This window comes from Neobacillus phoenicis (assembly GCF_047302305.1).
GTDB lineage: Bacteria > Bacillota > Bacilli > Bacillales > Cytobacillaceae > Neobacillus.
On sequence record NZ_CP154847.1, the window covers coordinates 2495616 to 2520965 of the forward strand.

Annotated in this window: 24 protein-coding genes and 2 other annotated features; of the genes, 21 read left to right on the forward strand and 3 right to left on the reverse strand. The window is 36.9% G+C overall.

What is annotated here, in order from left to right; all coding sequences use genetic code 11:
* Positions 1 to 49 precede the first annotated feature (49 nt).
* The 3 genes from AA0X95_RS12955 (at position 50) to dapF (ending at position 2869) form a co-directional block, all read left to right on the forward strand.
* Positions 50 to 904, forward strand: coding sequence for a patatin-like phospholipase family protein (locus AA0X95_RS12955; protein WP_413310014.1), 855 nt, complete (start codon positions 50 to 52; stop codon positions 902 to 904).
* Positions 905 to 1018: 114 nt separating this feature from the next.
* On the forward strand, positions 1019 to 1804 hold the full coding sequence (locus AA0X95_RS12960) for a hypothetical protein (RefSeq protein ID WP_413309439.1): 786 nt from the start codon (positions 1019 to 1021) through the stop codon (positions 1802 to 1804).
* An 81-nt stretch (positions 1805 to 1885) separates the two neighbouring features.
* Entirely contained in the window at positions 1886 to 2869 is a 984-nt protein-coding gene (gene dapF / locus AA0X95_RS12965) for a diaminopimelate epimerase (protein WP_413309441.1), read from the forward strand.
* 8 nt (positions 2870 to 2877) lie between these two features.
* Here dapF and AA0X95_RS12970 read toward each other — a convergent pair whose 3' ends face one another.
* Positions 2878 to 4722 carry a DNA ligase D gene (locus tag AA0X95_RS12970; RefSeq protein ID WP_413309443.1) on the reverse strand — a complete coding sequence of 615 codons (1845 nt, stop codon included), beginning with the start codon at positions 4720 to 4722 and terminating at the stop codon, positions 2878 to 2880.
* Positions 4723 to 4850: 128 nt separating this feature from the next.
* Between AA0X95_RS12970 and AA0X95_RS12975 the strand changes: the two genes are divergently transcribed.
* The 5 genes from AA0X95_RS12975 (at position 4851) to AA0X95_RS12995 (ending at position 8550) form a co-directional block, all read left to right on the forward strand.
* Complete coding sequence (locus tag AA0X95_RS12975) at positions 4851 to 5711, forward strand: Ku protein (protein ID WP_413309445.1); 861 nt, start codon at positions 4851 to 4853, stop codon at positions 5709 to 5711.
* Between the two features lie 123 nt (positions 5712 to 5834).
* Positions 5835 to 6797, forward strand: a complete 963-nt coding sequence (locus AA0X95_RS12980) for a nucleoside hydrolase (protein ID WP_413309447.1) — start codon at positions 5835 to 5837, stop codon at positions 6795 to 6797.
* Between the two features lie 125 nt (positions 6798 to 6922).
* Positions 6923 to 7816, forward strand: coding sequence for an NAD-dependent epimerase/dehydratase family protein (locus AA0X95_RS12985; protein ID WP_413309449.1), 894 nt, complete (start codon positions 6923 to 6925; stop codon positions 7814 to 7816).
* Between the two features lie 191 nt (positions 7817 to 8007).
* Positions 8008 to 8208, forward strand: coding sequence for a cold-shock protein CspD (gene cspD, locus AA0X95_RS12990; RefSeq protein WP_413309451.1), 201 nt, complete (start codon positions 8008 to 8010; stop codon positions 8206 to 8208).
* A gap of 138 nt (positions 8209 to 8346) precedes the next feature.
* A complete protein-coding gene (locus tag AA0X95_RS12995; RefSeq protein WP_335528524.1) occupies positions 8347 to 8550 on the forward strand; it encodes a cold-shock protein in 204 nt (67 codons plus the stop codon).
* Between the two features lie 195 nt (positions 8551 to 8745).
* On the opposite strand, the gene AA0X95_RS13000 is transcribed toward AA0X95_RS12995, so the two are convergent.
* The gene (locus AA0X95_RS13000) at positions 8746 to 9039 is read right to left on the reverse strand and encodes a DUF6509 family protein (protein WP_413309453.1); all 294 of its coding nucleotides are present in this window, start codon (positions 9037 to 9039) and stop codon (positions 8746 to 8748) included.
* A gap of 244 nt (positions 9040 to 9283) precedes the next feature.
* On the opposite strand from AA0X95_RS13000, the gene AA0X95_RS13005 reads away from it, so the two are divergent.
* From AA0X95_RS13005 to AA0X95_RS13035, 7 genes are all read left to right on the forward strand, one after another.
* A complete protein-coding gene (locus AA0X95_RS13005; protein WP_413309455.1) occupies positions 9284 to 9949 on the forward strand; it encodes a molecular chaperone in 666 nt (221 codons plus the stop codon).
* Entirely contained in the window at positions 9942 to 12335 is a 2394-nt protein-coding gene (locus AA0X95_RS13010; RefSeq protein ID WP_413309457.1) for a DMSO/selenate family reductase complex A subunit, read from the forward strand. The genes AA0X95_RS13005 and AA0X95_RS13010 overlap by 8 nt, the downstream gene beginning before the upstream one ends.
* Positions 12336 to 12348: 13 nt before the next feature.
* Positions 12349 to 12927: a DMSO/selenate family reductase complex B subunit gene (locus tag AA0X95_RS13015; RefSeq protein WP_413309459.1), complete on the forward strand. Its 579-nt coding sequence runs from the start codon at positions 12349 to 12351 to the stop codon at positions 12925 to 12927.
* A gap of 8 nt (positions 12928 to 12935) precedes the next feature.
* Complete coding sequence (locus AA0X95_RS13020; protein WP_413309461.1) at positions 12936 to 13841, forward strand: 4Fe-4S dicluster domain-containing protein; 906 nt, start codon at positions 12936 to 12938, stop codon at positions 13839 to 13841.
* 241 nt (positions 13842 to 14082) lie between these two features.
* Entirely contained in the window at positions 14083 to 14835 is a 753-nt protein-coding gene (locus AA0X95_RS13025) for a DeoR/GlpR family DNA-binding transcription regulator (protein WP_413309463.1), read from the forward strand.
* Positions 14832 to 15761: a 1-phosphofructokinase gene (pfkB, locus tag AA0X95_RS13030; RefSeq protein ID WP_413309465.1), complete on the forward strand. Its 930-nt coding sequence runs from the start codon at positions 14832 to 14834 to the stop codon at positions 15759 to 15761. Before AA0X95_RS13025 ends, pfkB begins: the two co-directional genes overlap by 4 nt.
* Positions 15761 to 17623, forward strand: a complete 1863-nt coding sequence (locus AA0X95_RS13035) for a fructose-specific PTS transporter subunit EIIC (protein ID WP_413309467.1) — start codon at positions 15761 to 15763, stop codon at positions 17621 to 17623. Before pfkB ends, AA0X95_RS13035 begins: the two co-directional genes overlap by 1 nt.
* A 43-nt stretch (positions 17624 to 17666) precedes the next feature.
* Here AA0X95_RS13035 and AA0X95_RS13040 read toward each other — a convergent pair whose 3' ends face one another.
* The gene (locus AA0X95_RS13040) at positions 17667 to 18947 is read right to left on the reverse strand and encodes an MFS transporter (RefSeq protein ID WP_413309469.1); all 1281 of its coding nucleotides are present in this window, start codon (positions 18945 to 18947) and stop codon (positions 17667 to 17669) included.
* 191 nt (positions 18948 to 19138) lie between these two features.
* Positions 19139 to 19387: a binding site (T-box leader), on the forward strand.
* Positions 19388 to 19425: 38 nt separating this feature from the next.
* Positions 19426 to 19676, forward strand: a binding site (T-box leader).
* Positions 19677 to 19742: 66 nt separating this feature from the next.
* Here AA0X95_RS13040 and trpE point away from each other — a divergent pair.
* Genes trpE through trpB form a run of 6 tightly spaced genes read left to right on the forward strand, consistent with a single transcriptional unit; the run spans position 19743 to position 25349 of the window.
* Positions 19743 to 21131, forward strand: a complete 1389-nt coding sequence (trpE, locus tag AA0X95_RS13045; protein WP_413309471.1) for an anthranilate synthase component I — start codon at positions 19743 to 19745, stop codon at positions 21129 to 21131.
* Positions 21128 to 21739, forward strand: coding sequence for an anthranilate synthase component II (locus AA0X95_RS13050; protein ID WP_413309473.1), 612 nt, complete (start codon positions 21128 to 21130; stop codon positions 21737 to 21739). Before trpE ends, AA0X95_RS13050 begins: the two co-directional genes overlap by 4 nt.
* Complete coding sequence (gene trpD / locus AA0X95_RS13055) at positions 21711 to 22739, forward strand: anthranilate phosphoribosyltransferase (RefSeq protein WP_413309475.1); 1029 nt, start codon at positions 21711 to 21713, stop codon at positions 22737 to 22739. Before AA0X95_RS13050 ends, trpD begins: the two co-directional genes overlap by 29 nt.
* A complete protein-coding gene (gene trpC / locus AA0X95_RS13060; protein WP_413309477.1) occupies positions 22740 to 23531 on the forward strand; it encodes an indole-3-glycerol phosphate synthase TrpC in 792 nt (263 codons plus the stop codon). It abuts the gene before it with no gap.
* On the forward strand, positions 23528 to 24175 hold the full coding sequence (locus tag AA0X95_RS13065) for a phosphoribosylanthranilate isomerase (protein ID WP_413309479.1): 648 nt from the start codon (positions 23528 to 23530) through the stop codon (positions 24173 to 24175). The genes trpC and AA0X95_RS13065 overlap by 4 nt, the downstream gene beginning before the upstream one ends.
* Positions 24150 to 25349 carry a tryptophan synthase subunit beta gene (gene trpB, locus AA0X95_RS13070; protein WP_413309481.1) on the forward strand — a complete coding sequence of 400 codons (1200 nt, stop codon included), beginning with the start codon at positions 24150 to 24152 and terminating at the stop codon, positions 25347 to 25349. Before AA0X95_RS13065 ends, trpB begins: the two co-directional genes overlap by 26 nt.
* Position 25350 lies beyond the last annotated feature (1 nt).

Below are 25350 nucleotides of genomic sequence, written 5' to 3' on the forward strand. Positions count from 1 at the left end.
AATGACTATTATTAAATTTGCAAAGGTAAAGAGAAAGGACGAAGCAACCATGTTCAATCAAGTCGGCTTGGTTTTAGAAGGTGGCGGGATGCGTGGTGTTTATACCGCTGGGATCCTTGAATATTTCTTAGAACAAGAATTATTTTTCCCATATGTTATTGGAGTTTCAGCTGGTGCTTGTAATGCGGCCTCTTATTTGTCAAAGCAAAGAGGGAGAAATAAAACCGTAACGATAAAGTATGCAGCTGACCCTAGGTATATTTCATGGCAAAATTATTTTAAAAACCGTCAATTTTTTGGAATGGATTTTATTTTTGATGAGATTCCTAATAAACATGTTCCATACCATTATGATGAATTTTACAATAATCCTTCTGAATTTGTAGTAGGGACGACAGATTGTCTAACGGGAGAGCCTGTCTATTTTAAGAAGCAGGATTATGATAAGGATCTTCTTACCGTATTACGGGCATCAAGCTCCTTGCCATTCATTGCCCCTGAAGTGCGGTTTAAAGACAAGATCCTGCTTGATGGCGGAATAAGTGACCCTATTCCTATTAAAAAAGCTCAACAGGATGGTTTTAAAAAGAATATTGTCATCCTTACAAGAAATGAAGGATATATCAAAAAACCTTCCAAGTTTCATTTTCTTGTAAATCGTAAGTATCCTGAATATAAAGGCTTACAACAATCCTTAAGAAATCGATATCAAATTTACAATGAAACCCTCTCCTATTTAGAAAAAGAGGAGAAAGCTGGGAACGTCCTTATCATTCGACCTTTACAGCCATTAAAGGTAGGGAGAATGGAAAGAAACCCTAATAGGTTAGAAGAGTTGTATCATCAGGGGTATGAGGACGCCAAAGCATCTATGTCTTCCATACATCAATATATTGAAATGTAAGAGAAGTGTCCTTAAAAGGTACTTCTCTTTTCTCATTTTATAAGAAAACTCCTATCATTTTTTTGCAGTCTAGTAAATAAACTAGTATAAGAGAACGGATAAGGAGTTATCTTAATGAAAATATATGAATATTACCGAGATACAGCCAATATAAACTTAAATGGTAGTATTGCAGCTCTAGTACCAGCCATCATAATCGTGGTAGGCAATCTCTATTTTTTTAAAAGTAATGAAGTTATGTTATTAACCATTCCATTTCTTATTTATAGTTTGATCTTATTTCAATTCTGTCTATTTAGACTAAGGCAGTCCATATCAATTAGCAGAAATATGGGAGAAGCTAAGAATAGCTATTTTTCTTTAGCTTCTGCGCGGAATCTTCTAGTTTTTTACATGAGTACACCTACAGTACGCATATATCTTTATTTTCCGGATGGCTACTTAGCAGGTGTTCTAAAAAAACATGATGGTAAGTGGTTAGATAGGCTTAAGTTTAGAAAAATGTATGTGCTTTACAATTCTGAGGAAGAACCCATTGGATTCTATAAAGTAAAGGGTGGTAGCGTCCTAAAGATAGAAGTATATAATAAAGAGCTAACATATTTGGGCTGTTATAAAAGAGAAAGCAACGGTTTTCTAAAAGATAAAAAGGAATTTTTAGATCAAACTGGAAAACCTATTGGCTTTATACAAGGATCAACTACTTTTATGGATGAAAAGGTTTTAGATCATAGTCATCATCAGCTAGGTAGACTTCGAAGAGGTTGGATGCCAATATCATGGAGTCCATTATTCCCAGAGCCCAATACTCCTGTACTGTCCTTTAGAGAGGTCCTTTTAGAAAAGGACAAGCTGCTAGAAATGTCGTTATTAATTAATGAATACTTTATTGAGAGATAAAGGAGTTAGATGGTTTCCCTCATTACTAATGTTTGATATGATATATTAAATAAATTTACATATTCAAATGGGGGATATACAGTGCAGTTTGAACTAATAAAAGGTCATGGGTCAGGTAATGATTTCCTAATTATTGATGAGATATCAAATGAGTATTCTTTTACTGAAAGTGAACGAGCTAAAATGGCCCAGGTGCTTTGTGATAGAAATACTAATTTAGGTGCAGATGGAATACTTTTTGTTATGAAGAGCGACCATGCTGATGGGAGAATGCGTGTATTTAACGCGGATGGTTCGGAAGCATCGATGTGCGGCAATGGATTAAGGCTTGTTGCGAGATATATTTGTGAATTACTTGGTTTACATGAAGCAGTAATAGAAACCATGAAAGCAAATTTAAGGGTTAGTAAACAAGATGATTTATTTCCAAATATCCACACCTATCAAGTGGAAATTTCCCCTGTATTGTTCAATTTAACAGCTTTACCGTTAAATTTAGCTAAACCAACTCTTTTTAATGAGAGGATAGAAGAACTTTCTGATGAGTTGAGGTTTACTGCCCTTGCGGTTCCTAACCCACATTTAATTACAATCGTAGAAACAGAACAAATACGAGGGGACATGCAAAAGAACCTAAGTGAGAGAGTAAACAATCCAAATCATTTGTTTCCAGACGGAGTAAATGTCAGTTTTGTCAAATCCTTGGAGCCGGGTTCCATTTATGTTAGAACATACGAACGTGGTGTGGGATTTACAAATGCGTGTGGTACTGCTATGTCTGCTTCCTCACTTGTGACATGTTTAACAGGATTAAATAAATTAGAAGAGGTTATACAGGTCTATAATAATGGTGGTAAGGTCCATTGTGTTGTCCATGAACTGGAAGGAAAATACACTATTGATTTAATAGGTAATGCAACGTATCTTTATAAGACTGAGGTTACAGTTGATCTTGGTAATGAATTATTTTCAACCAAAAATCGGAATGAATTTTCCGAACAAAGGATTTATGAGAAGCTTCAAATACAAGCGCAACAATTTATAGAACATAACATGAAAGGATAAGGGCTCCCTTATCCTTTTTTCGCTATTCCTTTTTTTAAAATATCAAGCACCGGTCCAAACGGTTGAAGTAGTTTAGTTCGGAAGTAATCATTAAATGGATCTCCTTGCTCTCGTATCCGTTTTAGGGCATTTTCCATGTTAAAGGAAATCAGCTGTAGATTTTCATCTACTTCGTCCCAGTAAAGTGGTGTCGCTACACCAGCATGCTCATTTCCTCTCATAGAATATGGAGCAACAATGGTCTTGCCCTCACTATGCTGAACATAGTCTACATAGAGGCGATTTCCTCGATTTTTCTTCATTCTCTCAATGGTAAAGGAATCGGGATCTTTAGATATTAAGTAGTCTGCAATAAAGCTGGTAAAGAGTCTCGTATCCTCATAGGAATATGTGTTCTCTGGCAAGGGAAGGTAAATTTGTAAACCTTTATTTCCAGAGGTCTTAATGAAGCCAATTAAGTTTAATTGATCCAGAACTTCTTTTATAAAAAGTGCTGCTTTAATAGCCAAATGGAAGTAGTCCTTTGAAGGTGGGTCTAAATCGAATACTATTTCACTTGGTCCCCTGCTATTGATTGTTTGAAAAGGGATATGGAATTCAATGGCGAGCTGGTTACCAAGCCAAACAAGAGTCTTTAAATCATTGCAAAGTATGTAGTCAATTCCTTCTGAACTAAAGGTTTTTACAAATTTAGGAGCATACTCAGGACAGTTTTTTTGATAAAAGGCTTCACCGAACATTCCGTGTGGGTACCGAATGACTGTTAACAAACGATTTTTTAAAAATGGCAGCATATACGGAGAAATTTCACGTAAGTACAGGATATAATCTGCTTTTTGAATCTCAAGCTTCTCCCAGAGAGGTTTATCTGGGTGTGTAATCTCCAGGTCTGCTGGTAGGTTCTTTTGTGCAAAAATAAATCGTTCATATGTGCAAGAAGATGGCTCAATTTCAAAGCGAAAACGGTCAAAATGGGGCTCACGCAACTGGCTTTCGTATAGCTCCAAATACTTCACTTCAAGACAGATAGCCGGTTCAACATACATAGATTGCGCATCTTCACGTATCATATTTTGTTTAATCGTTTGTTGCAGTGCATTTTTTTCCTCCGGTTTAAATCCGAATAGGACTTGACCTACACTATAAACCTTTTTATCCTTATATACACCAACATTAAAGTATCCATTTGTTTTATCATAAGAGGTGATGAAACAGCTGACATATTTCCAATTTTTGTACTTTAACCATTGTAAGGATCGTTTTCCTTCCTCCCATTGGCTTTTTTTATATTTAGCAATAATCCCTTCACCGTCATATAAGATAATTTTCTCCCAAAGTTCACTAAAATCTTCATGCGCATTTACAAATTGAAGTAATTGCTCATTATACGGGTCGGAATCTAAGTCGAATCCTATACTGAGAAATAATTTCCTTAATTCCTCTTTTCGTTTTTCAAATGGTTGAATAGTAAAAGGCTTACTGTTTAAGAGCAATAAATCAAAAACCATTAGGCGGCAAGGAAAGATTTTTGCTTGGTCATTGATTTTTTTTTCAGATTTTAATCGACCTCGAACTTGAATAGCCGAGAAATTGGCTTTGTACATATTTTCTAGTGAAACAAGCTCACCATCTAAACGAAGAGGGAGAAATGGTTTAAATTGTTCTTCATACTTCAATAAAAACTCCTTTATCTCAGGAAATTGAGGTAAAAGGGTTTTTCCATTTCTGCTTGTTAGCTCGATCCCATTGGAGGTCCAGTCTAAAATGGCCCGAAACCCATCGTATTTAATCTCATACACCCAATCGGGACGAATGGGAAGGTCGAAAGTCAAACTAGGCAGCATCGGCTTCATGGCATAACGCCCCTTCTTTTTTTATTATCTTGTTACATTATTTGTTTCCTCATCCATTTCCAATTGTTTTTATGAATGTAGAAGAGGAAGAAACACAAAATAAAAACAAAAAGAATGGAGAATTATTTATGCATACGATGTGGAAGGGTAGTATTAGTTTTGGACTTGTAAATATCCCCATCAAGCTCCATACGGCAACAGAAGATAAAGACATAAAGCTTCGCACCTTGCATAACAAATGTCATGCCCCAATTAAATATGAAAAAATTTGCTCAGTTTGTGAAGAAGAAGTGAAACCGGAGGATATTGTAAAGGCATATGAATACACAAAGGGGAAATTTGTTGTTCTTGATCAAGAGGAACTTGAAAAATTAAGAAAAGAAAACGAGGAAAAGGCAGTAGAAATTATTGATTTTGTAAAAATAGAAGAAATTGACCCCATTTATTTTGATAGAAGCTATTACATGTCTCCTAATGAAGGAGGAGGTAAGGCATATTCCTTGTTACGAAAGGCACTGCAAGAATCACAAAAAGTAGGGTTGGCCAAAATTATTATTCGTTCAAAAGAACAGCTTGCGGTTATCCGTGTATATGAAAATACATTAGTGATGGAAACTATTCATTATCCTGATGAAGTTCGTAAAACAGGTGATGTGCCGAATGTTCCTTCAGAGGATAAAGTGACCCAAAAAGAACTAGATACAGCTATATTATTAATTGATCAGTTGACTTCTGCTTTCGAACCTGAAAAATATACAGATGAATATCGAACGGCACTTCTTGAATTAATCGAATCAAAACGGACGGGTAAAGAGACCGTTACTACAGCGGCAAAGGAAGCACCTTCTAATGTGACAGATTTAATGGCAGCTTTACAAGCGTCAATTGATCGAACGAAACCTAACAAAGTAATGACATCTAAGAAAAAAGCAGCAACAAAAGCAACGAAGGCAACAAAAGTACCACCAAAAGTAAAAAAGGAAGCATAATTAAATAATTCATAAAAACTGATTCTAATTGTAAGAGTCAGTTTTTTCTTGGCTTATCCATGTTCTTTCAATTCTTTTTTTAGCATAGGTAATAAAAATCAGCATCTAATTGGAGGAGAGACAATGGCTTATAATGTGCTTTTGTTTGCAGATCCCGGAGTAGATGATTCATTTGCAATAATGTATGCTTTACTTAATCCGAAAATAAATTTAGTTGGAGTGGTAAGCGGATATGGGAATACACCAAAGGAGCAGTCAATCAAAAATACCGCATATCTTTTAAGTCTAGCTGGGAGAGAAGATATTCCAATAATTGGCGGGGCGGCGGGTCCGTTATCAGGAGAACTCGTACAATACTACCCTGAAATACATGGGAAGGAAGGATTAGGCCCCATTAAACCTCCTGATACATTAAAAAAGGTAAAGGTATTTGATTTTAACAAGATTCTTGAAATTGTAAATCAATATAAAGGAAATCTTATTATTGTCTCTGTAGGTAGATTGACAGAATTGTCCTTGATGTTTATCCTCTATGGAGATAATGTTTTAAAAGATGTCTCTGCATTTTATATAATGGGTGGGGCATTTTTGGTACCAGGAAATATCACTTCAGAAGCGGAAGCTAATTTTTTTGTGGACCCAATTGCTGCTTATACTGTCATGGAAAAAGCGCATAATATATACCTACATCCATTGAATATCACAAATAAAGCAATTATTACACCAGAAATCATTAATTACCTCTCGGAAAATAGTCCTACTCCATTTAAACCACTAATTAAACCGGCCTTTGATTACTATTTTAATGCGTATCAAACAAATGTTCCTGGAATTAAAGGAGCTCCCCTTCATGATGTGGTCCCTCTTATGGCCTTGACTAATCCTGAACTAGTAAAGTATATCCCAAGACGTGTAAGAGTAGAGCAATTTGGTAATGCCAAAGGAAAAAGTATTGCAGATTTTCGCCCAAAACCTGACAAAGAACCAATTGAAAGTTTAGACTACATTGGAATGGAAGCAGATATACAGAAATTTGCCGAAAATTTTACAGACACATTTTTGCGTGGTGAATTTCAAAAAGAATGAAACTCTTTTAGGGTTTCATTTTCTTTATGTAAAGGGTAGTTTTCCCATGTTCAGGATTAGGAAAAAAGGAATTTTTCAATTGAACGGTGAATATTAAAAAAAGAATGGAAAGGGGGAATAGAGAAATGAAACAAGTGCTGGTTTTAGGGGGAACCCAATTTTTCGGGAAGTTACTTGTGGAAAAGCTGCTTAACGAAAATATTGCTGTGACAATAGCGACAAGAGGGCAATCGAAAGATCCTTTTGGTGAGAAAGTAGAAAGATTAATTATTGATCGTGAGGATCGGCCTTCACTTATTAATGCATTTAGTAAAAGAAATTGGGATGTGGTTTATGACCAATCATGTCTTTCGCCGCAAGAAGCAAAGGATGCTGCGGATGCACTGAAGGGGAAGGTAAAGAGGTATATCTTTACCTCAACTATGGCTGTTTATGAGTATGGGGATAAGCATATTGAAGAAGATTTTGACCCATTCAGCTTTAGCTTTCAATTTAAAACAAGAAGGGAATATCCAGGGTATTTGGGATATCAGGAGGCTAAAAGGGCTGCTGAAGCTTATTTATTTCAAGAAACCGATTTTGATGTAGTGGCTGTTCGTTTTCCACTTGTAATAGGGAATGACGATTATACCAATCGACTAAAGTTTCATGTAGAAAGGGTATTGAAGAGGGAGCCAATAGGCATTAAATTTCCGGATGCGAAATACAGTTTTATTACATCAGATGAAGCGGCTAAATTCCTTTTACATATGGGCCGTGATGTGTATACAGGAGCTATTAATCCAGGGTGTAAGTCCGATATTTCCTTAAGGGATTTTCTTGGGAAAATAGAGGAAGTTACTGGAGAAACAGCAATCATAACTTCAGAATTAACAAAGGAAAATGTCTCACCATATAGTATGGATGGTTCTTGGTCTATTAAAACTGACAGGGCGAATCAATTAGGATATCAATTTGCTGATTTATATGAGGTATTGGATGAATTAATTCAGTATTTTATGAGTGTTAAAATTAATTGACTATTAGTGTAAATTGTAATAAACTTAAATTACGCTTATAAGTTCGTTAAATATTTATTCGTTTAAGTAGTCGTAACTGCACGAAAATGTGGGTGATGTCTATTGCCCCAAACGTGTCAGTACGTCTTTTTTATTATTTTGTAAATGTTCAGCTTAAACTTAAAGTGAACAAAATCTTGGAGGTTATATTAATGAATAACGGTAAAGTAAAATGGTTTAATGCAGAAAAAGGTTTTGGATTTATTGAAGCAGAAGGCGGTCAAGATGTATTTGTTCACTTTTCAGCTATCCAATCAGAAGGCTTTAAAACATTAGAAGAGGGCCAATCAGTTTCTTTTGAAATCGTGGAAGGCGCTCGTGGACCACAAGCTTCTAACGTAAAAACAGCTTAATCTTTAGAAAATAAAAGGGTGATGCATACGACTAAAGCATCACCTTTTTATCTATATTTTTTCACTAGAAAAATAGCTTTAGAGCTAACAAACAAAGTGTTCATACCATTTATTAACTAAGTACAAGGGGTGATCGTTTTGGCATTTGGTAGAAAAAATGACGAAGAAATTAAATTAGAAGAAACGAAAATTTGGGAATGTACTTCTGATACTTGTAAATGTTGGATTCGCGACAATTTTAAGAGTACTGAGGTACCCCTCTGTCCTATTTGTAAAAGTGAAATGAGACAAACGACGAAAGAACTACAGGTAATTCATAACCATAGTAAAAATTTTATGTGATTTTTTAAAACAGGGAGCTAGACTCCCTGTTTTTTTTACACTATAGGAAAGTATAAAATTCGACTTCGAGAATTGTCCAGCTCAAGCGCCTAGCCCCTCGGGTCAAATAACCTTCGGCAACAAAAGTCAAAAGGCAGACTTTTCTTGCCGAAGAACATTTGCCTGTCGGGGCTGACCAAGGCGCTTGCGCTTTTCTTATTCTACAATGTTTTCTTTACAATAGGCTAAGACAAGCTCTTCTTCGTCCTCTTCCAGAGCAAAATCAAGAACTTTTTCACTTCCGCGCTCATAGAAATAATAGTTAGTAATCTTGTCTCTATTTTCATCAGAAACGTAAATTACTTTTATACCTATACCTTTCTCTGAATAAAGTTCGTCCTCTTCATCCACATCAAGCTCTAGAAAAAATTCATATCGGTCACCTGAAAGTAAACCAAATGGATCTTCAAGTTTTTCAACTTCATGACCAGTAATATTCAAGGGAATCATCCTTTTCTTTTTATTCGGCTTTATTATTATACACATTTTTTGTCATAACAGAAAAAGATGTGTATAAATTATTAACAACCTAAAAAAATTACTTCAAGGAATTTGAAATTAATGTGAATTATTGCGCAAAGTTAATCAAACTAAAGAAGTTTAAGGTAAGATATAACATATAAGGAAAAAAAAAAATTAGTGAAAAAATTTTACGTTATTTTGTGAAATATTTCACAAACAAGGAGAGGGTTTAATGGCTACGGCCACATCAGTACATATGGAGTTACAGTCACTATTAAAGTCTAGGAAGAATTTTTATCAACTGCTCCGTTTATTATTTCAAATGCCCACTAGGAATAATCAATATTCTGAGATTCTTACAAATTGCAATTTACAAGAATTAGAAGAAATACATGTGGGTGGAAAAATATTAAGTGGTTTTTTTCAACATCTATCCAACGACTCCCTCAAGAATGAGCGAGAAGAATATCAACGCCTTTTCCTTGGGCCTGGACCATTAGCTGCCCCTCCATGGGAGTCATATTATCGGAGTAAAGAGCAACTACTATTTGAGGAGTGGACCTATCAGGTTAGAGAACAATATCATCAATTTGGTCTTAAATATATGAGGGAAAATAATGAGCCAGATGATCATTTATTACTAGAATTGGAGTTTATGATTAATCTCATTGATTTAACATTGCTGGAAACTAAGCCTGATCGGTTTATCGAATTAATTTCTAGTCAACAACTTTTTCTTGAAAAACACTTAACAGTTTGGATTCCATACTTTTGTAAAAGAGTAATTCAATCCACTAGTAGTCCATTATTTTTAGGTGCAGCCATGCTCCTTGATGATTTTATCAATGATGACTTAACAACTTTATATGAGGTGAAGGAGGCATTAGCCGATGTCTGAAAATGGCCCGATTAACAAACTTCTAAAAAATAAAATGCAGAGAAGAACATTTTTAAAATGGTCTAGTGCAATTGGAATACCTGTTATAGCTGGAGGAGTGGGCACCAAGTTGTTGGTGGACCGCCAACAAAAAGAGGGAGTAGCAAGTGCAAAAGTAGAAGAAAAGATTATTTCTACCTGCAGTATTAATAATTGCGGTGGACGCTGCGTAATTAAGGCGCATGTGAAAGATGGCGTAGTTGTTAGGGTCAGTACGGATACGCAGGAAAGTGGTGACTTGTCCACCCCTCCATTACGGGCTTGCGTTAGGGGAAGAAATTATCGAAGTTTGCTTTACCATCCTGACCGTTTAAAATATCCGATGAAGCGAGTTGGAAAAAGAGGAGAAGGAAAATTTGAAAGAATCTCCTGGGAGGAAGCAATCGAAATCATAGCAACAGAAGTGAAACGAATTGGCGATCATTACGGGCCTGAGTCAAGATATGTAAACTATGCATCCGGGCAGAGCTGGGGGTTACATGGGGGTAAAAATGCAGCTAGAAAACTTTTGTCACTTACTGGCGGCTTTTTAAATTACCGTAATGATTATAGTTCAGGTGCAGGAAATGTGGCTACCCCTTATACGTATGGGACAAACAATTCCGGCAGCAGTTTTGATTCACTATTGCACTCCAAATATATTATTTTGTGGGGACAAAATCCTTCGGAAATGATATTTTCAACACCTTACAGGGAGTATTTGATGCAGGCAAAGAAAAATGGGGCAAAAATTATTGTTATTGATCCTAGATATACAGATACTGCTATAGCGTTCGCGGATGAGTGGATTCCCATTCTCCCTACAACTGATAATGCCATGATGGATGCAATGGGGTATGTAATAATAACCGAAAACCTACATGATCAAGAGTTTTTAGATAAATATTGTATTGGTTTTGATGACAGTCACATGCCTGATGGAATTCCTAAAGAGGAATCATTAAAGAATTACCTGTTAGGTCTGAAAGATGGTGTACCTAAAACACCGGAGTGGGCAGAAAGGATATGCGGTGTACCTGCCGAAAAAATCAGAGAAATTGCTCGTAACTATGTGAACATAAAGCCTGCAGCACTTATTCAAGGTTGGGCAGCACAACGACAGGCATATGGTGAACAGTTTATGAGGGGCGGAGCACAGCTTGCTTGCTTAACTGGAAATGTCGGTAAGCTAGGTGGTTGGGCTGCAGGAACGGGGTATTGGAGTCGATCGGATATTGTTTATCCCTTTTCATTTGAGAATCCAGTAAAAGCATCCATTCCCTGTTTCTTATGGACAAAGGCAGTTGAAAATGGAATTGAAATGACAGCAGAGGATGGATTGGAAGGTGTTGAGCGGCTAACGTCCAACATCAAATGTATCTTTAACATGGCTGGAAATATGTTAATCAATCAACATTCGGATATTAACAAAACCCGTACTTTATTAGAAGACGATAGCAAAGTGGAATTTATTGTTGTGAGTGATCTATTTATGACTCCAAGTGCTAAGTTCGCTGATATTTTATTACCAGGAACCACCTTTTTTGAACGTTGGGATATTGGTGTCCCATGGTGTTTTGGAGATTATGTAGTCCTTGGTGAAAAGACAATCGATCCTTTATACGAATGTCGTGATGAATATGATGTATTTGCCGAAGTGGCAGAAAAGTTAGGAATCAAAGATAAATTCACCGAGGGAAAAACTACTTTTGATCTAGTGAAGGAAAGTGTTGAGAGAACAAAAAAAGAGCTAGATCCAAATTTTCCTAGTTTTGAAGAGTTTAGAGATAAAGGAGTGTATCACTTTAGGTTTGAGGAACCACTAGTTGCCTTCAAAGACCAAATTGAAGACATTGAAAAAATGCCCTTTGAAACTCCTTCAGGAAAAATTGAATTATTTTCAAAGTCATTATGGGACATGAATCAGCACGATGAGATTCCGGCCATAGCAAAATATATTCCTTCATGGGAAGGTCCAGAAGATTCATTAACAGAAAAGTATCCTTTACAGCTAATCGGCTGGCATTATAAACGAAGATGCCACTCCACTTATGATAACCAATCATGGCTAGAGGAAGCAGCGAAGCAGGAAATGTGGATGAATCCTATGGATGCGGAGAAACGTGGAATAATAAATGGGGACCGTGCAAAGGTGTTCAATGAGCGGGGGACCTTGGAAATTGTTGTAAAGGTTACTCCACGTATAACTCCAGGTGTAGTAGGAATTCCACAAGGGGCATGGTACACACCTGATAAAGATGGATTGGATCAACGGGGTTCATTAAATGTTCTTACATCTCAGAGGCCAACACCACTTGCAAAAGCAAACCCACAACAAACCAACCTTGTTGAAGTGAAGAAAGCATAAGGAGTGAGGTAGTTTGGCTCAATTAGGATTTTATATAAATCAAAGTCTTTGTACGGGATGTAAAGCCTGTAGTGTCTCCTGTAAGGATAAAAATAAACATGACGTTGGTATTAACTTCCGAAGAGTATACTCCTATGAAAATGGCACTTTTATACAACAGCAAAGAAATGGGTTGGTTCAAAACGTACAAGCCTATTATTATTCTATTGCTTGTAATCATTGTACTAATCCAAAGTGCATTCCAAGCTGTCCTACGGGGGCCATTGCGAAGAATAAAGATACTGGTGTTGTAACGATTAATCAAAAGGTTTGTCAAGGGGCTCAATTATGTGTAAAAGCATGCCCATATGGAGCTCCACAATATAATCCAAAAGAATTTAAATCTGATAAATGTGATTTTTGTATCAATCTTCAAGAAAAAGGTGAGGAACCGGTTTGTGTTTCCACTTGTCCGATGAGAGCTATTGAATTTGGTCCCGTAGAAAAGCTACGGAAAAAGTATGGAAGTACAAGTCAAATAAAAGGCATGCCAAAAGCTTCAATTACACATCCAAATATTGTGATAACACCCCACAAGGATGCAAAATTGTAGGTGATATTATGTCTCTATTCATAAATTTGCTTGAAAATATGCATATAGATTTGAAGATAACAGAGAATTGTTCAAGGCAAAGTAATCTTCACTCAACCTGCACTTTTTGTGTAGAGGCATGTAAAAAGGGGGCACTATCTCTTAATCAAAAATCTAAAGAAATAATTCATGAAGGATGCAACTCCTGTGGAGATTGTGTGATTGCTTGTCCATTGTCTGCAATAGAAGGAATTGTCGATTCAAGAGAATTTCGAAATGGGTCACTACTATATGACGAGAGTTATATTCCAAACGTAAAAGAATTATTAATATATATAAAAAGGGGAATAAAGAGCATACAGACTCAAAACTTACCACTAAATGACCCGTGGAAAAAGGTTCTAACAGAAACAAATTTAGTACTAAAAGTTGTGGGTGAACCTATATTAGAGGTCATACGAAAGGAACATAAGGAAGAAAAATTATCGAGAAGGTCCTTTTTAGCCTCTTTGCAAAGAGATGGGAAACAGTTAGCGAAAAGTATGGCACCAGCATCTTGGAAACTGGAAGCGAATCACTGGAACCTTGCAAATTATTACCCTGAATATCAATTTTACACGATCCAGATAGATAGACAAAAATGTACACTTTGCCAAGCATGTATGAGGTTTTGTACCCAAGAGGCATTCCAAATTGTTAATCGAATGCTGCAGATCAATCATCAAAAATGTGTAGGATGTACAGCATGTAGAGATATTTGTTCGGAGGATGCTATTCAGATTAAAGCAGAAGTAAAGAAATTAGACAAGGAGTATGTAGGGCTTAATTCAAAAAGCTGTATAAATTGTGGAAAGTCATTTGTTACCTTTCACCCGGAAACCTTGAAATGCCATGTGTGTAAGGATAGGGACCCTTCATGGTTAAGTCCAAATTAATAATACAAGTAGAAACGCCAGAATATGGATTCTGGCGTTTTTTATTAGTGATTTCACTTTCTTTTTATATAAAAACACCTATTGGGAAGAATACAATCTGATTTAAAAAATAATTATGACATTAATTTTCTGAAAACGTTCAAAAACATCCAAAATTTTATTGTTTTTGAAAGAAAATGATTGATTTATGGAATCGTTTTCAGTATGATAATAACAAATATACAAGTTGAAGGTGATTGAAGTGTTAACACCAGAACGGCATCGAATTATTCTTCAATTATTAAAAGAAAAAAGCATTGTTAAAATTCAAGAGGTAATGGATCTGACGAAGTCCTCCGAATCAACTATCCGAAGAGATCTTTCTCAGCTAGAAGAACAACGGTTCCTAAAGAGAATCCATGGTGGAGCCTCAAGATTACAAGGCAAGCTTCAAGAGCCAAGTATGATTGAGAAATCTTCCAAAAACCTTCAAGAAAAACGACAGATTGCGAAATATGCAGCTGGTTTAGTCGAAGAAGGGGACACTATTTATCTGGATGCTGGATCAACTGTAATGGAAATGATTGAATTTTTACCTAATAAAAATATTGTCGTAGTAACAAACGGACTAATGCACTTACCACCGTTACTAAATAAAGGTATTTCTACTTACTTGATTGGTGGATTAATAAAGCCAAACACCAATGCGTTTATTGGAAGAGGTGCTTTAGCGAGTCTTAATCTTTATCGCTTTGATAAATGCTTTATGGGGGTTAATGGTATACACCCACAGCTTGGCTTTACCACACCTGACCAAGAAGAGGCAATGGTAAAGCAAAAGGCAGTATCACTTTCAAGAGAGGCCTATATTTTAGCAGATAATACAAAGTTTGCTGAAATATCGTTTGCAAAAATTGCTGATATACATGAAGCCGCCATTATTACCAATGATTTAGAAGATGAAACTCAGGAGCAATATCGAAATAAAACATCAATAAAGGTAGTGACAGCATGATTTACACATTAACTTTAAATCCATCGGTTGACTATATTGTTCAACTTGAAAGCTTTCAACTAGGTGAATTAAACCGAACAGTTAGTGAAGCTAAGTTTCCAGGTGGGAAGGGAATAAATGTTTCTAGGGTTTTAAAACAATTTGAGACAAAAAGTAAGGCGCTAGGTTTTATTGGTGGATTTACTGGTACGTATATTAACCAATTTCTTCAAAGTGAAGATATTGAAACAGATTTTGTTGAGGTTTCAGAAGATACTCGAATCAATATTAAACTAAAGACAGGAAAAGAATCAGAAATCAATGCAAAAGGACCTAACATTTCTGAAGATGCTTTCGAACTATTAAAATCCCAAATCGGAAAGCTAGATTCAAACGATCTGTTAGTATTGGCAGGAAGCATCCCTTCATCTTTACCAGAAACTACATATGAAGAGCTTGTGAAAATATGTAAGGAAAATGGAACTTCATTTGTAGTTGATGCGGAGGGAGCCCTATTAAAAAAAGTTTTACCTTACCAACCATTCTTTATAAAACCTAATCATCACGAGTTAGGCGAACTGTTTAATACAGATATTTCTAGTGCGGAAGAAGCCGTACCCTATGCTGAAAAACTGGTAGAGATGGGTGCGAAAAATGTAATCGTATCACTTGCAGGAGATGGTGCAGTTTTGATCAATAAGGATACTGTATTATTTGCAGAGGTACCAAAAGGGATTGTGAAGAACTCAGTTGGTGCCGGGGATTCCATGGTGGCAGGATTTTTAGCCGCCTACCAATCTACTTCAAATATTGAAGAGGCATTTCGTTATAGTATTGCTTCAGGAAGTGCAACAGCATTTTCATTAGGACTTTGTACAAAGGAAAAAGTAGAAGAACTGCTTCCACAAGTTTGTTTAAGAGAGATAAAGATGGGGGAGGGTAAATAATGAAAATTACAGAATTATTATCAAAGAATACGATTCTATTAAATATTGAGGGAAATCATAAAGAAGAAACGATAAATCAGCTTGTTGATACTTTATTAAAAGCTGATAAAATATCAGACGCTTCAGAATTTAAAGCAGCTATTTTAAAACGGGAAGAGCAAAGCACCACAGGAATTGGTGATGGTATTGCCATTCCGCATGCCAAAACTAAAGTTGTGAAGGAAGCAGCTATTGTATTTGGTAAATCAGCTTCCGGTGTAAATTATGAATCACTTGATGGTAAACCAGCACATTTATTCTTTATGATTGCTGCCCCTGAAGGTGCAAATAATACACATTTAGAAGCATTAGCAAAGCTTTCAGGATTATTAATGAAAGCTGAAGTGCGTTACGAGCTTCTAAAGGCAACAACACCAGAAGAAATTATTGAAACCATTAATCGATATGATAAAGAGGAAAAGAAAGAAACAAGCGCCCCTAATAAGAAGAACTTCATTGTAGCTGTTACGGGCTGCCCAACAGGGATTGCCCATACGTATATGGCAGCCGATTCATTAAAAGCAAAAGCTGCGGAAATGGGTATAGATATTAAAGTTGAAACCAATGGTTCTGGCGGAGCGAAAAATATCCTTACTAGGGAGGAAATTAAACAGGCTACGGCTGTCATTATTGCTGCAGATATCAATGTTGAAATGGAACGTTTTAAAGGTAAGCACGTTATCCAAGCCGCTGTTGCTGAGGGTATCCGTCGTCCACAGCAATTAATTGATCAGGCCATAAAAGAAGATGCACCAATTTACCATGGAAATGGGAATAATAGTAATCAAGAATCTGAGAAAAAAGGTTCACGTACTGGATTTTATAAGCACCTAATGAACGGTGTTTCTAATATGCTACCATTTGTTGTGGGTGGTGGGATATTAATTGCCATCTGTTTCATGTTTGGGTATAACTCATTTAAGCCAGATGATCCATCATATAACCAGATTTCTGAGGCATTAATGACCATTGGTGGTGGTAATGCCTTTGGGCTAATAGTCCCTGTCCTTGCAGGATTTATTGCACTTAGCATAGCTGATCGTCCTGGCTTTGCTCCAGGTATGGTCGGCGGAATGATGGCTGCAAGTGGGGGAGCAGGTTTTCTAGGAGGCTTAGTAGCAGGTTTCCTAGCAGGTTATGTCGTACTTCTTCTTAAGAAAATATTTGCCGGGCTTCCACGTTCATTAGAAGGCATAAAAAGTATTCTGCTTTACCCACTTTTTGGTATTGCGATTACAGGGTTTATCATGCTGTATGTCGTAAATAAGCCAGTTGCATGGTTAAATGGTACGATTGCAGATTGGTTAACAGGTCTAGGAACAGGAAATGCAGTTTTATTAGGGATTGTCCTGGGGCTAATGATGTCCTTTGATATGGGAGGCCCAGTTAATAAAGCAGCATATGTTTTTGGAACTGGTTTATTGGCAAGTGGTGTTTATGGGCCAATGGCAGCAATAATGGCAGCTGGAATGGTGCCACCACTAGCGATTGCCATTGCAACGACATTATTTAAAAATAAATTTAATGACCAAGATAGAGACGCTGGAAAAGCATGTTATGTTATGGGATTATCTTTCATTACTGAAGGAGCTATTCCATTTGCAGCGGCTGATCCGCTTCGAGTCATCCCTTCAGTTATGGCTGGTTCAGCCATCGCAGGTGCGCTTTCAATGGCTTTTGGTATAGGACTACGTGCACCACACGGAGGAATATTCGTTGTCCCATTGGTTGAGGGTGGCGCCCTCCTTTATGCACTTGCTATTTTTATTGGGTCAATTGTAGCTGCACTATTGATCGGTTTCCTTAAAAAACCAATTAAATAACTTTAAGAATGCGGACTCCCATATTGAGTCCGCTTCTTTGTTATCAACTCTGAGCTTCTGATTGAGGCTTAATGAACATTAAAGCAGCAATTGCAGCCAAAATACTTAAGCTGCTTAATAATATAAATATCCAATGACTTGATTGCTTTAACAATAACGCAATAATTGGGGGACCAGCAGCGACTCCAATAAACCTCATTGAACTGTAAATCGAGGAAATCGTACCCCGTTCTTCTTTTTCAATGCCTTCAGTAATTAGAGCATCGAGACAAGGGAGACTGACTCCAATTCCAATTCCACTTATTAAGAACATAGAGAGCATATACCATAGGTTTATTGAAAACCATAACGCTGCAATGGAAAATGCTGAAGCTATAATCCCGATAAAGGTCAGCCACTTCATTAAAACTTTATTTTTTTTAATTACCTTCCCGCTAATAAACGATGACAAACAAAGAGCCCCAAGGGGCAAGGCTAAAAAAAAGCCCTTTTTAACATCCTTAATGTCATACTCCTTTTCAAAGACTTCTGATAGATAAAATAAGATCCCGAAAAGAACGAGCATAAGGATCCCTCCAATAAAAAAGATGGCATAAAGCCAACGACCTTTCTCTGTAAAGGTTTTTTTTACATTGATAAAGAATTGTTTGAAGGGTATCGGTTTCTCTGTAGTCTTAGGACATTTAACTAGTAATAACATCATAATAACAGATATAGCACAAAATACTGGGATGGAGAAGAAGGGAAGAAACCAAATAAAGCCAGCAAGAAATGCTCCTAGAATGGGACTAAGTACCTTACCAAAGGTATTAGCGGTTTCAATAAGTCCTAAACAACTACTTACATCATCCTCGTTTTTAAACATATCTCCAACAAGGGGGAGTACGATTGGTGCTGCTCCAGCTGCTCCAGCTCCTTGAAGTGCACGTCCAAGTAAAATTAACCAATAGGCAGAATCTAATTTCCAAGCAGCCCAGCCAGAAATAATACCGCCAATTCCCGCAATAATTAGGCTCGGTATGATTACTTTTTTTCTTCCAATATGATCAGATAAATAACCTGCAACAGGAATTAAAAAAATCGCCACAATAGAGTAGACCGTGATGATCATACTTGTTTGAAAGGACGAAATTGATAATTTTTTTTCCATTGAAGGTAATACAGGAATCAACATTGAATTTCCTAAGGTCATAACCAAAGGAATAGACGACAATGAGATAATTGCCCACTTTTGGTTTGATACCTCACTGGATCCCTTTTTTCCAGTAGCTGATTTCTTCTTTGCAGCCGTTGGATTCTGGCATAAATGTTCAATATGTTCCATTTATCATCTATCCCGCCTTAAATTATTTTCTACCGTTAATATTCTCACTTTTAAATTAAAAAAACTCCAAACTAAAATCCTTTTAATGGAAGGTTAATTTAGTGAATAAAGTTTATATTTCGAAATTTTTTTTAATAATATTCTTGACATAAGATGTAGATGTATAATAATATAATAAACAATAAAATGAATGAAGGGCATTGACGAAGAGTAGTAACTTTTACGGATTCCATAGAGAGCTGATGGTTGGTGCAAATCAGTGAAGACGTACAAGTGAATGGACTTCTGAGCCTCCAAACCGAACTCCTATATGGTCAGTAGGCTTTGGCGAAAATCTCGTCGTTACAAGAGACAGATATTCAAGCATTTGCTTCGATATCGGTAAAGCGAGCTAATTTATTAGCTAATGAAGGTGGCACCACGGGTCTCCCGTCCTTTTTGGATGGGGGGCCCTTTTTGTATTCAAAAAATTAAATAATGTAAATCGTTGAGCAAGAGGAGTACACATGTTTTTCTTCTTTTCAGAGAGTCGGGGGAGGTGAGAGCCCGATAAGAATAAACTTGTGGAATGGACTTGTAAGAGGCATCTTGAACAATAAAGTAGGGATGAACGGAGTTCCACCGTTAAAAGGATAGGGTATCGAATCATTCTGTACCCGAAAAGAGGAAGTGGAATATGTACATCCACTTCAAGGGAGGTGGCACCGCGGTCTTAGAATCGTCCTCTATATGCGTAATTCGTTACGCATATAGAGGACGATTTTTTTTATTTCATGGAAAGGGGTTTATTCATTTATGAAAACAAAAACAAATCTTATTATAAAAGAAATCAAGGGGGACACCCATACACCCATTTCTATTCTACAGAAAATTAAGGGTACGAAGAAATTCTTACTGGAAAGCTCACATAAATATAATGACTCGGGGCGCTATTCGTTTATTGGTGTAGACCCAGCCTATGAACTTATTTCTAGGGGAGATCATAATGAAATCAAACAACGAAACGGCCAAAATGAGGTTGTAAGAGGAAATCCTCTTCGAGTACTACAGGATTTGCTCCCAGCAAAAACATATGAGGAATTTCCCTTTCCGTTTATTGGGGGAGCTATAGGTTATGTAGGATATGACATCATCAGGCAGTTTGAAATCATAGGTGAGGAATACCCGAATGGTATGGAAATGCCGGATGTTCATTTAATGATTTATGAGGAAATTATCGTATTTGATCACTTGGAAGAAAAGATATTGATTTGCGGCTTTCCACTTTCACCTAATGGTGATTTAAGAAATATAGAAAAAAGGGTAGCACAAAGAATTGAGGAGATCAAACAACCTACCTTTTATCAAGATGATGAGCCATATCATTTGTCTGATTTTGTTTCAGAAATATCAAAAGATGAATTTATTAAAAATGTTGAAAGGGCAAAGGAGCATATTCTAGCAGGTGATATTTTTCAGGTAGTGCTATCAAGGCGAATGAGGTCACCATTTAACGGAAATCCTTTATCCCTTTATCGTGCACATCGAGCCCACAATCCCACTCCGTATATGTTCTATATTGAATTCGATAGTTATACGGTAATTGGCTCGTCCCCTGAAAGCCTTATTAAAACAAAAGGGAGGAAAGTAATTTCCAATCCAATTGCAGGTACTAAAAAACGAGGAAAAAACAGTAAGGAAGATCAATTAATTGAACTGGAATTACAACAGGATGAAAAAGAACTTGCGGAACATAAGATGCTGGTTGATCTTGGGAGAAATGATTTAGGGAAAGTTTGTGAATTTGGATCCATCCATGTAAATAAGTATATGGCTGTTGAAAAATATCGCCATGTCATGCATCTAGTCTCTGAAGTAACCGGTAATCTGCTTCCAGAGAAATCAGCCATTGATGCACTTGCCGCTTGCCTTCCTGCTGGTACTGTATCTGGTGCCCCAAAGGTTAGAGCAATGGAAATAATAAATGAATTGGAAAAATCAAAACGCGGTCTCTATTCAGGAGCGGTTGGTTATCTATCTGCAAATGGAAACATGGATTTTGCTCTTGCGATCCGAACCTTAATTCTAAAAGAAGGAACGGCTTACATCCAAGCTGGTGCAGGGATTGTTTTTGATTCAAATCCAGAGTCAGAATATCAAGAGACATTGAATAAACTAAATTCTTTCCTGGAGGGCGAGAAATGATTTTATTGATTGATAACTTCGATTCATTCACGTTTAATCTTTATCAGTACTTCGGTGAGTTAGGTAAGGAAATTCTTGTTTATAGAAATAATCAGCTGAATATTGAACAAGTCAAAGAATTAAACCCTACAGCGATTATTTTATCTCCTGGCCCAGGAAAGCCCGAGAATGCAGGAATTTGTATGGAAGTAGTTAGAAACTTTTATAAAGATATACCGATTTTAGGTATCTGTCTTGGCCACCAAGCTATTGGAGCCGCCTTTGGTGGGATCATCCAACGGGCAAATGTCATTAAACACGGGAAAACATCAATGGTTACACATAATGGTGGAGAACTATTTCATGACCTGCCTGCCCCAATAGAAGTCATGCGCTATCATTCACTGATCATTGATAAGGACAGTCTACCAGAACAACTGCAATGTATTGCATTATCAAGTGACGACGAAGTAGTGATGGCAATAAAGCATAAACAATATCCTGTTTACGGATTGCAATTCCATCCAGAATCCATTGGAACACCATCTGGGAAAAAAATATTAAAAAACTTCTTACATGAAATAGAAAGGATGAATGGAAATGAAAAATTTCTTACTCCAATTAGCTGAAAGAGAGTCATTCTCAGAAAATCAAATGCAAGAAGCTGTAGACTTTATTTTAGGTGAAGAGGTTTCTGAATCAGAAATTGCTGCCTTCTTAATGGGGTTGAAATCAAAAGGCGAAACAGTGGAAGAAATTACAGGTATTGTAAAAGCAATGAAAGCAAATACTTTGACGTTTAAGAAGAAATTCTCAGGTGTACTAGATAATTGCGGAACCGGAGGAGATGGCTCCTCTAGCTTTAATATCAGTACGACTTCTGCTTTTGTTATTGCTAGTGCAGGTATTCCGGTTGCAAAACATGGAAATAGAAGTGTTTCAAGCAAGACGGGGAGTGCGGATGTTCTAGAGTATCTAGGTATAAATTTGAATTTGTCACCAGAAAGGACGGAAGAAGTCCTTCAGGAAATTGGTGTATCGTTTTTATTTGCTCCGAATGTGCATCCGAAATTGAAAAAAGTCATGACTGTAAGAAAACAATTAAAAATCCCAACAGTTTTTAATTTTATTGGACCACTTACAAATCCTATGGAATTAGACTATCAATTACTTGGCGTGTATCGAAGAGATTTACTACCAGTGTTTGCAGAAGTTCTAAATAAGCTTGGGCGTAAGCGTGCTTCAGTCATAAATGGAGCAGGGTTTATGGATGAAGCCTCTCTTCAAGGAGAGAACTACATCACCTTATTAGAGGAAGGAAGCATTACCAACCAGACACTTACTCCAGAAGATGTTAACCTTCCACAATACGATAATAATTGTATTAAGGGTGGAGATTCAAAAGAAAATGCTGAACTTCTGCTGAAAGTGTTAAAAGGAGAAAAGGGTGCTCACCGGGACACGGTGTTACTTAATTCTGGCATCGGAATCTTTACAGCGGGTAAAGCAGACACCATTAACAAGGGGATTGAAATAGCTAGAGAAATGATTGATACAGGTGCTGCATATGAAAAACTGACCAACTTGATCGTAAAGACCAAAGCTGCAGGACAGAAGGAGGCAATTTAAATGGAAACCATTTTAGATAAAATTATTGAACAGAAAAAGAAAGAAATTCTTATTCTTCGTGAAGGAAATCGTCCATTACGGGATCCGAGACAGAAGAAAAGATCACTTATTAAAACACTGCAGACTGCGGATGAAGTATCGATAATTGCTGAATTTAAACGCGCATCACCTTCTAAAGGAATCATTAATAATACTACACTTCCTTCAGACCAGGCATTATTATATGAGGATTATGGGGCTTCAGCCATCTCTGTATTAACAGATGAAACGTTTTTTAAGGGTTCATTTTCCGATTTAACTTCAGTCCGTAAGACCGTTGATCTGCCAATTCTATGTAAGGACTTTATCATTGATCCCATTCAAATTGATCATGCCTCAGCAAATGGTGCAGATATTATTTTATTAATTGTTGCAGCTTTAAGTAATGAAAGACTAGTTGAGCTTTATCAATATGCTACTGATTTAGGCTTAGAGGTATTGGTTGAGGTTCATAACCAAGTAGAACTGGAACAAGCGCTTAAGACAGGAGCAAAACTAATTGGAATAAATAATCGGGACTTAAAGACCTTTCATGTCTCCCTAGAGGTAACAGAAAAGTTGGCATCTGCTGTCAAAAGCTCTGGAGCCTTTCTGATAAGTGAAAGTGGAATCTTCCTTCAAGAGGATGTTGAGAGAGTTAGGGATTCAGGAGCAAACGGCATCTTAGTGGGTGAGGCGTTAATGAAAAGCCTGGATGTGAAACAATCATTTTTAAACTTCCGTTTGCCCTTATTAAAAGAGGTTAGAAAATGAAAGTTAAGATTTGTGGGATAACAGATGAATTTACTGGAATGGCTGCTGTTCAATTTGGTGCAGATGCATTAGGGCTTGTATTTGCTGAAAGTAAAAGAAGGATCTCAGTAGAAAAGGCAAAAGAAATTGTTTTGAAACTACCCGAACAAGTTTATAAGGTAGGTGTATTTGTAAATGAAACAAAAGAGCAAATAGAAAAAATAGCTGCTTCTGTTGGCCTTACTCATATTCAATTACACGGTGACGAAACAGCTGCTTTTTCTAAAACACTATCCTTACCTGTTATTAAATCATTTAGTTTTCAAAACAACGAGAGTTTGGAAAATATGGCTAATTTTCCTAGTGACTATATTCTCCTCGACAGTCCAAAAGGTAAATATAGAGGTGGAAATGGAACTACATTTGAATGGGATAAAGTGAATCAAACATTAATTGACGGAAAAAAAGTAATCCTTGCAGGTGGACTAAATATCGAAAATGTTGAACGGGCAATCCACATCATCAAACCGGTTATGGTAGATGTAAGCTCTGGAGTAGAAACGAATGGAATGAAGGATCTGACTAAAATGAAAGCCTTTATTGATAAGGTAAAAGGCAGTTTAATGGGAGGAAAAGAAAATGAACACATATACATTACCGAATGAAAAAGGACATTATGGAAAATTTGGAGGGAGATTTGTTCCGGAAACACTCATGAAAGCAGTGATTGAACTCGATGAAGCTTATAGGAAGGTAAAAAGTGATCCGAGCTTCCAAGAAGAGATTAATCGATTATTAAAGGACTATGTCGGCAGAGAAACGCCCTTATATTTTGCTGAAAATCTTACAAAATATGCTGGTGGAGCCAAGATTTACTTAAAAAGAGAAGATTTAAACCATACAGGTGCCCATAAAATTAATAACGCTATTGGTCAGGCATTACTTGCAGTACGAATGGGAAAAAGAAAAATAGTGGCTGAAACGGGAGCGGGGCAGCATGGTGTAGCAACGGCAACTGTGTGTGCACTATTAAACCTAGATTGCATTATCTTCATGGGGGAGGAAGATATCAAAAGGCAGGCGTTAAATGTTTTTCGGATGGAATTACTCGGTGCAAAGGTTATTAGTGTTACATCAGGTAGTGCAACATTAAAGGATGCCGTTAATGAAGCCCTAAGATACTGGGTGGCAAATGTGGATGATACCCATTATTTATTAGGATCAGTTATGGGACCTCACCCATTTCCTCAGATGGTAAGAGACTTTCAGAGTGTTATTGGTAACGAAACCAAGGAGCAATTTTTACAATCCCAAGGTGTCCTTCCGGATGCCGTGGTAGCATGTATCGGTGGAGGAAGTAATGCAGCCGGGATGTTCTATCCATTTATAGAGGATGAAAGGGTTAGTCTCTATGGAGTAGAAGCAGCAGGACAGGGAGTGGATACAGAATATCATGCAGCTTCTCTAACAAAGGGGAAACCAGGAGTGTTACATGGTGCATTAATGTATTTACTGCAAGATCAAAATGGTCAAATTCAAGAAGCGCACTCGATATCTGCTGGTCTTGATTATCCAGGTGTTGGACCAGAGCATAGCTATTTAAAGGACATCGGTAGAGCAAACTATCATTCTATTACTGATAATGAAGCACTTGACGCTTTTCGTCTTCTATCGAAGCTAGAAGGAATTATCCCAGCTTTAGAAAGTTCACATGCTGTAGCTTTTGCTGTAAAACTTGCAGCTGAAATGCAAGTTACAGAAAATATTGTCGTTTGTTTATCAGGACGTGGAGATAAAGATGTTGATACTGTGAAAAATAGGATTGAAGGGGAGAAATAAA

Bases quoted from the DNA above. Each gene is read 5' to 3' on its own strand.
- AA0X95_RS12955 (WP_413310014.1), top strand. From the start codon at position 50: ATGTTCAATCAAGTCGGCTTGGTTTTAGAAGGTGGCGGGATGCGTGGT.
- AA0X95_RS12960 (WP_413309439.1), top strand. From the start codon at position 1,019: ATGAAAATATATGAATATTACCGAGATACAGCCAATATAAACTTAAAT.
- AA0X95_RS12970 (WP_413309443.1), bottom strand. From the start codon at position 4,722: ATGAAGCCGATGCTGCCTAGTTTGACTTTCGACCTTCCCATTCGTCCC.
- AA0X95_RS12975 (WP_413309445.1), top strand. From the start codon at position 4,851: ATGCATACGATGTGGAAGGGTAGTATTAGTTTTGGACTTGTAAATATC.
- AA0X95_RS12980 (WP_413309447.1), top strand. From the start codon at position 5,835: ATGGCTTATAATGTGCTTTTGTTTGCAGATCCCGGAGTAGATGATTCA.
- AA0X95_RS12985 (WP_413309449.1), top strand. From the start codon at position 6,923: ATGAAACAAGTGCTGGTTTTAGGGGGAACCCAATTTTTCGGGAAGTTA.
- cspD (WP_413309451.1), top strand. From the start codon at position 8,008: ATGAATAACGGTAAAGTAAAATGGTTTAATGCAGAAAAAGGTTTTGGA.
- AA0X95_RS13000 (WP_413309453.1), bottom strand. From the start codon at position 9,039: ATGATTCCCTTGAATATTACTGGTCATGAAGTTGAAAAACTTGAAGAT.
- AA0X95_RS13005 (WP_413309455.1), top strand. From the start codon at position 9,284: ATGGCTACGGCCACATCAGTACATATGGAGTTACAGTCACTATTAAAG.
- AA0X95_RS13010 (WP_413309457.1), top strand. From the start codon at position 9,942: ATGTCTGAAAATGGCCCGATTAACAAACTTCTAAAAAATAAAATGCAG.
- AA0X95_RS13020 (WP_413309461.1), top strand. From the start codon at position 12,936: ATGTCTCTATTCATAAATTTGCTTGAAAATATGCATATAGATTTGAAG.
- pfkB (WP_413309465.1), top strand. From the start codon at position 14,832: ATGATTTACACATTAACTTTAAATCCATCGGTTGACTATATTGTTCAA.
- AA0X95_RS13035 (WP_413309467.1), top strand. From the start codon at position 15,761: ATGAAAATTACAGAATTATTATCAAAGAATACGATTCTATTAAATATT.
- AA0X95_RS13040 (WP_413309469.1), bottom strand. From the start codon at position 18,947: ATGGAACATATTGAACATTTATGCCAGAATCCAACGGCTGCAAAGAAG.
- trpE (WP_413309471.1), top strand. From the start codon at position 19,743: ATGAAAACAAAAACAAATCTTATTATAAAAGAAATCAAGGGGGACACC.
- AA0X95_RS13050 (WP_413309473.1), top strand. From the start codon at position 21,128: ATGATTTTATTGATTGATAACTTCGATTCATTCACGTTTAATCTTTAT.
- trpD (WP_413309475.1), top strand. From the start codon at position 21,711: ATGAAAAATTTCTTACTCCAATTAGCTGAAAGAGAGTCATTCTCAGAA.
- trpC (WP_413309477.1), top strand. From the start codon at position 22,740: ATGGAAACCATTTTAGATAAAATTATTGAACAGAAAAAGAAAGAAATT.
- AA0X95_RS13065 (WP_413309479.1), top strand. From the start codon at position 23,528: ATGAAAGTTAAGATTTGTGGGATAACAGATGAATTTACTGGAATGGCT.
- trpB (WP_413309481.1), top strand. From the start codon at position 24,150: ATGAACACATATACATTACCGAATGAAAAAGGACATTATGGAAAATTT.